The 1,319-nt window shown below is 44.7% G+C and carries 1 protein-coding gene; it reads right to left on the reverse strand.

All coding sequences use genetic code 11. The features are described from left to right. Positions 1-32: 32 nt before the first annotated feature. Positions 33-1,067, reverse strand: a complete 1,035-nt coding sequence (locus WBG78_RS30730) for an IS110 family transposase (protein WP_337330376.1) — start codon at positions 1,065-1,067, stop codon at positions 33-35. Positions 1,068-1,319 lie beyond the last annotated feature (252 nt).

The raw sequence follows: 1,319 nt of genomic DNA on the forward strand, positions 1-1,319 counted from the left end.
CGCGGCATATACTAGCGATATCTATGATCAAATCAAGCGATCTGGGGACTATTTTTCAAAGTTTGTTGATAAGGAGTTCCTCGCTTGATTACGGCCACAATTCGATGAAGTAGTTTGTTTCTCACGGCATTGATGACTGCCATTTTATTTTTTCCTTCTTCGACTTTTCGCTTGAAGTACGCTTTGAGATCAGGGTTGTGCTGAACGCTGCTGATGGCGGCCATGTGAAGAACGCGCTTTAAGTCACTGTTTGCAAACTTAGAGACACCTGTTCGACCAACAATCGAAGTTCCACTTCGATATTCGAACGGTGCCACGCCACTGTAGCAGGCGAGTTTTCTTCCGTTGACAATTTTCGTACAACCTTGTGTGTAGATGATGATCAGCAGTGCGAGAACTTTGCCGACACCTTTGACGGTAGTAATCAGATCAAATTGTTTGTTGAGATGGTCATCGGCCTTAATAAACTCTGTGATTTTTTCTTCGACTGCCTGGAGGCTTTTTTCAAGCCCGCGAATAGCGTCACGATTGACGCGCTCTACAGTTTTACCAGAATCAGGGTCAACTTGTTTGAGTTCGTTGGTGGATACCTGTAAACTCTGAATGGCCTTCATAAGACGGTTACGATTGGCATTCAGATCTTTAAGTTTGTCCAGGGTTAAGACGCTCAGATTCAGAGGCCTTGCCTGGCTGTGATGAGCATGCGCAAAACGAGCAATACGCTGTGCATCTATGGCATCTGATTTTCCACGGACCAGGCCCATGCTGCGCTTGATGTGCAGAGAACTTTCGAGCCAGACACATACTTGTCGGCTGAGTAGATAGTGCACGAGTTGCCGGGTGTAGAGACCTGTGTGTTCCATGCAGCAAAGAGAGTCAAGATCACATTCACAGCCATGTGTTTTGCACCAGGCCTTAAAATTTCTAAAGCCTGATGGGTTGTTGTTGAACTTTCCGTTAAGGAGTTGCCGGTGCGTGTTACTGATGAGGCACACGTCGAGACTTTCTTTGGAAACATCAATACCGATGATCCACCGGTATTCTTGATTTTGGTTTTGGTTTTCCATAACTTAAATAAGGTTTTTGTTGAAGTGAGTTCTGGATCGAAACCTTATAATGGGTCTGTAGCCCTAATATCTATTTGATCCCTTGCTCACAGAAAACAGAGGCAGCCGGACTGAATCGCTAGATAAGCCACAAGCTTTGTTGGCGCGTAGTTCAACGGCTGCCTTTTTTGTGGATAGGACGTATACCCGAAATGGTTACCCACTTACCTACAAAAGTATAATTATGGTGAATACGAATTCAATCTAAAGGTT

Source organism: Chryseolinea sp. T2, assembly GCF_037203685.1.
Classification (GTDB): Bacteria; Bacteroidota; Bacteroidia; order Cytophagales; family Cyclobacteriaceae; genus Chryseolinea.

Coding starts and splice junctions, on each gene's coding strand:
- WBG78_RS30730 (WP_337330376.1), bottom strand. CDS start 1,067: ATGGAAAACCAAAACCAAAATCAAGAATACCGGTGGATCATCGGTATT.